Source organism: Pseudochelatococcus lubricantis (assembly GCF_042432495.1).
GTDB lineage: Bacteria > Pseudomonadota > Alphaproteobacteria > Rhizobiales > Beijerinckiaceae > Pseudochelatococcus > Pseudochelatococcus lubricantis.
The window spans coordinates 1-6,808 of record NZ_JBHLXC010000023.1; the positions used below are offsets into that span (position 1 = coordinate 1).

Sequence of the window (6,808 nt, forward strand, 5' to 3'; positions counted from 1 at the left end):
ACGCGGGGTGGAGCAGCCCGGTAGCTCGTCAGGCTCATAACCTGAAGGCCGCAGGTTCAAATCCTGCCTGGGAACCGGGCCTACGCCAGAGCACGCTATGTCCTCCAAAATTGCGATCCACATGACACGCTATCCCTTGACCGTCTCGGCGACGATGACAGCTTTGCGCCTCAACCCCTGACGTTCATGCCGGTGCCTCGCGTCCATGAGAGCTGCCGTTCCCTTACATAGAGAGGCCGAAAGGCTTGGAGTGATCAAATCGCTGCAGTTTCAGCCAAAATGGCCCCGTCGACGCGTTCGGTCACTTGTATCAGGGGGCACCTTCAAAGGCGACAGGCTCGCTCGACCGCGGATGCCGGCAAATGATCGATTACGCGGACGATTGGGCGGCGTAAGTGCCGGTTGAAAAGCCCATAGATTCAAAGTTGGTGTTGACCTATCCTGCTTGAAAAGGGGTGGACTTGGCTAGCAATGACGTAACAGCAGTCGAACGGGAAACTGCATCAGCGACGGACCAATTGGCTCTCGCGGCCGCGATGACTGCGCTTCTGAAGGACCACGCGGGCCTCGGCATCCGCCTGAAAGAGGTTCCGTTCGACTGGACGTCTGGGATGCACCGGCTCACCGGTAGCTTCCACTTCATCACCTTCGCTGATGGCGTCCCCACGGTTCAGGAATTCGTCGAGTACCTTTACGACTGCCTGATCCCGTACTGCCTGCCAAAGAGCAAGGTCCGGGATGCTCTACAGGGGATCGACCCCGTTCTCGATTATCACCGCATCGTCAGACTTGGCGACGATGCGAAGAGCTTGTTTATCAAAGCGAAGAATCAACTCGAGTCGGGCGGAGAGCCAGGAGAGCTAATCCTCTATGCTTTGCTGGAATGGGTGCTAAAGGCACCACGCCTGGTCTCGAAGATGTACCTGAAGACCAATAACAACATGCCCGTGCACGGCACGGATGGTATTCATCTTGGCTACGACGAAGCCAAAGATCTTCTGACCATCTATTTTGGCGAGTCTAAAATATACCACAGTTTTTCGTCGGCGGCTGACGCTGCGTTCACCTCCATGGCCGAACTCCTGGCGAATGCTGGTCAGATCTCTCGTGAGATTGAGATCCTGAACAACCTGTCCGACCTCAACAGCTTGGACCCGGCGTTTTGGGCGAAGATCGCGGACTATATCAACCCGTACTCAACGTCGAAGCTAACGCTGCAAAAGCGTATTGTTCACGCATGTCTGCTTGGCTTTGAATATGCCGCTTACAACCGCATCCTTGCGCTTGAACCCGACAAAGCCGCCTCGGCATTCGAGGAGAAGTACAAGAAGAGGATCGGCAGCGCCTGCCGCGTGATCGAGCGCCACTACGGCAAGCGCCTGCCGGTCACCACGAACCTGCATCTCTTCCTTCTGCCGTTCCCGTCTCTAAAGGTCTTCAGGGCGGCCTTCTATGAGAAGCTCGGAGTGGCGGCATGAGCTTCGTGGACGAGCTTTGCGAAACGATCAGCGGCGATCCACGCTTCGCGGCCGACTATGAGGCCATACTGCGTCAATCGATTTTGAGCGGCGCGGGCTTCGCTGATGGCCCCGCACTTGAAGAAGAAGTCCTGCGGCGGCTCCTTCAAAGCGCCACGATATTCGCGCAATCTGAAGAAGCTGAATGGCGGCAGCTGGCCTATCGCATTAGTTTCGGATCGCTAGCCTATAGCGAAACTCTCGCCGGGATCGGGGGGGCCTCCAGACTTATCCTGGCGCGTCTTGGAAATTACCCCGCGATCAAATTCGCGTTCAAGGGCGAGGCGGAGCCACGGACGCTCACTGAAGGGGTTTTTTACGAGATCCTCGGCCGGCAGCTGGACAATACCGTGCGCATTGGCGAACGCAGCGCCGTACTTACCGACATGCAGCGGGCGGTCTGGGAGGCCTTGGCGTCTGGCTCCTCGCTGGCGCTTTCCGCGCCCACCTCGGCGGGCAAGTCGTTCGTGTTCCTGGCGTATATTGAACAGCTCAAGCGAACGCGTCCGAACGCTAACCTAGTCTATCTTGTGCCGAGCCGCGCCCTGATCAGCCAGGTTGCCACGGATTTGCGCGCAGCAAGCCTCGACAAGGCGTTCGAGGTGACGACGGTGCCGATACCGGCAGCGCCGACTGACTTAGGCAGACCGATCTATGTGCTCACGCCGGAACGGCTCCAGGTGTTGTTTCATACGGCTCCTGAACTCAGCTTCGACGTGGCGATCGTCGATGAGGCGCATCTTATCGGCGAGGGCTCCCGGGGAGTGGTCCTGCATTCAGTCTTGCAGGACCTGCAACGGCGTCACCCCGACATGCAGTTCCTGTTCTCGTCCCCGCAAGTTCGAGAACCGGCTGTCTTCGGCAAGGTGGTCGGCCACAAGAGCGTCAAGGTGGTCAAGACCAAAGACTCCCCCGTCGCCCAGAACATCATCCTGCTGAACCGCAGAGCGGGCGACAATAAGAAGATCGATATGCTGCTGTGGCGGGACGGCGACAAGACCCCGCTCGCGGAGATCGATGCCGCTATTCCGATCTACAATTCCCATGATGGGCTCGTGTATCTGAGCTGGGCTCTTGGAAACGCTTCTCAAAGCCTCGTCTACGCTGTGGGTCCTGCGGCATGCGAGGATATCGCTTTCAAGATCAAAGAGCTGTCGCAAGATCCGGCGGTTGCTGAAGTGGTACCTTCCTCCGGACCCGGTGAGCTATCTGTACAGGTTCGCAAGGACCTGACTGCCTTTGCGAAAGAGGCGGTCCATCCAAGCTACGTGCTTGCTGAAACCGTGGAGGGCGGCGTCGGCTTCCACTACGGCCGCATCCCTCCGCTGCTGAGGAACGCGGTTGAGAGTGCCTTTGCTGACGGGCATCTCGACTACATCGTCTGCACAAGCACGCTGCTGCAGGGCGTTAATCTGCCCGCGCGCAACGTATTCATGCAGAACCCCCATAAGGGGGAAGAGAACCCGATCGAACCCGTCGATTTCTGGAACCTCGCAGGACGTGCCGGTCGCCTTGGCAGGGACTTCCAGGGGAACGTCTTTCTCGTCGATTACGATGGGTGGGAATCGAGTCCGCTCTCCGGGCCGAAGGATGAGCCCATCAAGCCGTCGCTTGAGGTCACCCTGACCGACACGTCGGCCGAGCTGCTGGAGTATATAGCGGCGACGGACCGTCCATCGGGCGAGTCTCCACATCTGGAAGCCGCCTTTTCAAAGCTCCTGCGCGACCGTCGGCAAGGGCAGCTTGACGACACCCTTGACCGCCTCAGCGGATTGTCGCCGCAGACACGGGCGAGCATCACCTCCGCCCTGGCGATCGCTGACAATCAGATCGGTTTGAACGTGGAAACGCTGGCGGCCAGCCCGCAGATTTCGGGGTATCGCCAGCAAGAACTCTACGATTACATGATCGAGAAGATCGGGAAAAAGGGTCCCGACTATCTGATCCCGCAGCATCCGAGCGCGGGGTGGAAGGAATCGCTCGACAAGCTACGACCGATTTTTGCCCGCGTGCACAAATATCTTGAGCTGAAGAGCGGCCAGCATCATCGGTACTGGGCTCCTTTGGCTCTTCGCTGGATGCGCGGTGAGCCGCTGCCGATGATCATCGAGGAGGCGATCAAGTACCACAAGAGCCAGGGAAAGAATCGGTCCAGCCGGACGGTCATCCGAGAAGTGCTGACAGATGTGGAAAGCAGTCTCCGGTTCAAATACGTGAACATGCTGGGCTGCTACGGAGCTGTGCTGAAAGAGGCCCTGATCGCAACCGGACACGCTTCTCACGTCGCGAAGATACCGGCGCTGACCCTGTATCTGGAGCTTGGGGCAGCATCGCAAACGATGATCCAGTTTATCAGCCTCGGCCTCTCTCGCCACACGGCGCACATCCTGTCCAGTCTGACGATCAACAGGGATATGGATCTAGGATCGGCGCGACGCTTCCTTTCCGGGCTGACACCCGAGACAGCGGGGCTATCGCCTTACGTGGCTGTGGAACTTAGACGAGTGCTTCAAAACGTCTGAGCACGCACGTGGACGAGGCGGGACAGTGGAAAACTGTTCAGGGATGCGAGTTAGAGCGCCTAACAAAACTTGGTGATGGCTCGGAAGCATATGATAGCGGCGGCGATGACGCAGAATGCGCGGTAGAGATCGGCGTGGCGCTCATAGCGGATGGCGAGACGCCGGAACTGGTTGATCCAGGCGAAGCTGCGCTCGATCACCCAACGGTGCTTGCCGAGGTGCTTGGAGCTGTCGACACCGCGGCGGGCGATGCGGGGCGTAATGGAACGTTTGCGCAAGTCCTTCCGGCAACGGTCGAAATCGTAGCCCTTGTCGGCGTGGAGCTTCTTCGGCCGCTTGCGGGGCCGTCCCCGCCGCTGCCGAACCGGATGGATCGCATCGACCACTTCGGTCAGCGCCATGCTGTCGTGGCGGTTGGCTCCGGTCAGGACGATGGCGAGAGGCAGGCCTTTGCGGTCGACCACGATGTGGCGCTTGGTGCCCGGCTTGCCCCGGTCGGTCGGGTTCGGTCCGACCGCATCGCCCCCCTTTTGGCGGCAACGGATGAGGAATCCACCGAAGCACGGGACCAGTCAATCTCCCCGGCGAAGTTCAACCGCTCCAGCATGTGGCGATGGATCCGATCCCACAGGCCGGCATCCTGCCAGGCGCGTAGCCGGCGCCAGCACGTCATCCCGCAACCTCTAACGGCAGTCGCTCCCACGCGATCGCAGTGTAGAGCACGAACAGGATACCGATCAGTGCCTCCCGATCCTCGACCCGAGGCCGTCCACCCTTCGGGCACGGCGCTGCGGGCGGAAACAAGGGGGCGATCTCCGCCCATAGGGCGTCGGGCAAAAGCTTCTTGGCCATGCCCAACACTCAACCCAATAGGGTTAACAAACGGTTTTGTTAGGCACTCTTAGTCTGCCAGTCGCGGTGCAGGTTGCCGCTGGCAAAACGTAGGGCCGCCTCCGGCGTCTTTTCGTGTGAAAGAAGTCGGTCAGCAACCGGCCCCCGACCCTGCCATAATGGTGGATCAAGAAGAACTCGAACCCCTACGTTCGTCAAGTGAATTTCCCTTCCGAGATGCCCCGCCTACATCTGGGTAATTTGCGAGCTTCGCATTCAGTGCTGCTGCTTACTGTCCTACGCCGCTTTCCAAACTTGGTTCAGATCCGCGCTGCTAGAACCGCCTTGTTTTGCGGCAGGAAGCGCCCGTAGTGCTGCGCGACCATGTCCGGCGTGTCCTGGATGGCATAGCTCGCCTGTTCGTAGGAACCTGGTTGCTTCAGGATATGCGTCGCGAGCACGTCGCGGACGTTATGTGGGCCATGAGGGAGGAGGGGCGATATCATCGAGGATGGGCGATCAGGCTGAGGAGAAATTTCTTGATCCGTGTGCTGTCCTGCGGGGGTATTGCGGGATCGACATGGAGGCGGCAGAAATCGGAGATCTTGCGGGCAAGCAGTTTGGTATGCGGAAGGTCAGGCATATGGGTAGGCTGTGAAGATTGTCTGCGATGGTTGACGAGGGCCCGGATCCTATCCGATTCGTCGCGGCCTGTGCGCGATCTTATCGCCGATCGCCCGCAGCAGGGGAAGCGCTCTAGAAGGACGGGATATCAACGGCATCCGGGCGCAGGGTTGTCCCTAGCGAAGGCGTTTGAACGCCCAGAGATGTTCGTAGAGTTCGGCGAAGCCGGAGGCGCGATCTGCCGGGAAGCCATGCTCGATCAGCAACGCCCGCACCGCTTCCATGGGAATTGGACGGCGGCTTTCCTTGACGAAGCGATAGAAACGCTCCCAGTCGAGAGGGTGAAGCGATTTCTGATTGGCCAGAACCGCGAAACGATCCAGCAAGATCCGCGTCCTTTTGGATGGGAGGTTCCCTGGCTTGCGGACGCGCTCGATGCGTATCCGGTACCGCTGTCCGCTTGCCTTGTTATAGGCGCTGAGCAACGGTACCATGAGCTCCCGCGCCGCAGCCACATAGGCGTCGCGGCTTGGCGGATCGGGCTGCCAGCGTAAGGCGCGCATTTCAACGAGAATGCGGCCTGGGCAGTCGGGCCGCGCAATTAACTGACCGCCCGCCTCTTCATGGATGCTCGGCCCTAGCGAACGCAAGTTTACGATATACCAGCCCATCTCTCCCAACGGCTCGGCGTGGCGCTCGACAACTAGTGAGGAATCGGCCTCTGCAAGGTTCGCCATAGCCACGATAACCGCCTGCGGTTGTTCGCGCACGGCAATGTCGATATCCGGCAGCGGCTCGTACCAGGCCGTCTCGATACGCACAGTCGTATGATCCATCGCGTATGATCCTATTTGGTCCGGATTTGCGATGCCTTGGGATGTCTCGATGTGCATCACCGATCATCGCACGATATCCGTGCCCGGACGACCGCCTAGCCTACGCTGCTCCGACACGTACTATGGAACCGCCCAGGATCGGCTAACACCTGTCAGGCGGCGAGCCTGCGCAGCTTTTTTGACGATTTCCGCAATGCGCGCGAGGAATGCGGGGCTCACACTGCCGATGGGCTTGGTCGATTCAAAATCGAAAGCCTTGTCGAGTTCGATGCGATTGTACTCATCAAGGATGATCCCGCAGGGAAAGGCAAGGCCGGCGCGCCGGCATTCGATCTATCGCATCGAGAGGTGATGTCGGCTCGCTGGTTTGTGATCGTTAGGCGGCTGCCGTAAAAAAGCGAGCCATTAAAGTGTCAATCGGCGTCGAACCTTGGCTCTGACTCACTTTTGATGAAATTCAGGCGTTCAACTGGCGTTG

Annotated in this window: 3 protein-coding genes, 1 tRNA gene and 2 pseudogenes; 3 read left to right on the top strand and 3 right to left on the bottom strand. The window is 59.2% G+C overall.

Annotated features, from left to right (window positions below; all coding sequences use genetic code 11):
* Window positions 1-6: 6 nt before the first annotated feature.
* From ACFFJ7_RS19205 to ACFFJ7_RS19215, 3 genes are all read left to right on the top strand, one after another.
* Window positions 7-74: transfer RNA gene (locus ACFFJ7_RS19205), tRNA-Met, on the top strand.
* Window positions 75-461: 387 nt separating this feature from the next.
* Window positions 462-1,478 carry a HamA C-terminal domain-containing protein gene (locus tag ACFFJ7_RS19210; protein ID WP_377594543.1) on the top strand — a complete coding sequence of 339 codons (1,017 nt, stop codon included), beginning with the start codon at window positions 462-464 and terminating at the stop codon, window positions 1,476-1,478.
* Window positions 1,475-4,039: a DEAD/DEAH box helicase gene (locus ACFFJ7_RS19215; protein ID WP_377594545.1), complete on the top strand. Its 2,565-nt coding sequence runs from the start codon at window positions 1,475-1,477 to the stop codon at window positions 4,037-4,039. Before ACFFJ7_RS19210 ends, ACFFJ7_RS19215 begins: the two co-directional genes overlap by 4 nt.
* Before the next feature lie 59 nt (window positions 4,040-4,098).
* On the opposite strand, the pseudogene ACFFJ7_RS19220 reads toward ACFFJ7_RS19215, so the two are convergent.
* From ACFFJ7_RS19220 to ACFFJ7_RS19230, 3 genes and pseudogenes are all read right to left on the bottom strand, one after another.
* Window positions 4,099-4,891 (bottom strand): annotated as a pseudogene (locus ACFFJ7_RS19220) (IS5 family transposase).
* A gap of 276 nt (window positions 4,892-5,167) precedes the next feature.
* Window positions 5,168-5,373 (bottom strand): annotated as a pseudogene (locus ACFFJ7_RS19225) (hypothetical protein); the annotation flags it as partial.
* A gap of 297 nt (window positions 5,374-5,670) precedes the next feature.
* Entirely contained in the window at window positions 5,671-6,330 is a 660-nt protein-coding gene (locus ACFFJ7_RS19230; protein WP_377594547.1) for a hypothetical protein, read from the bottom strand.
* Between the last annotated feature and the right edge of the window lie 478 nt (window positions 6,331-6,808).

Bases quoted from the DNA above. Each gene is read 5' to 3' on its own strand.
- ACFFJ7_RS19230 (WP_377594547.1), bottom strand. From the start codon at position 6,330: ATGGATCATACGACTGTGCGTATCGAGACGGCCTGGTACGAGCCGCTG.
- ACFFJ7_RS19215 (WP_377594545.1), top strand. From the start codon at position 1,475: ATGAGCTTCGTGGACGAGCTTTGCGAAACGATCAGCGGCGATCCACGC.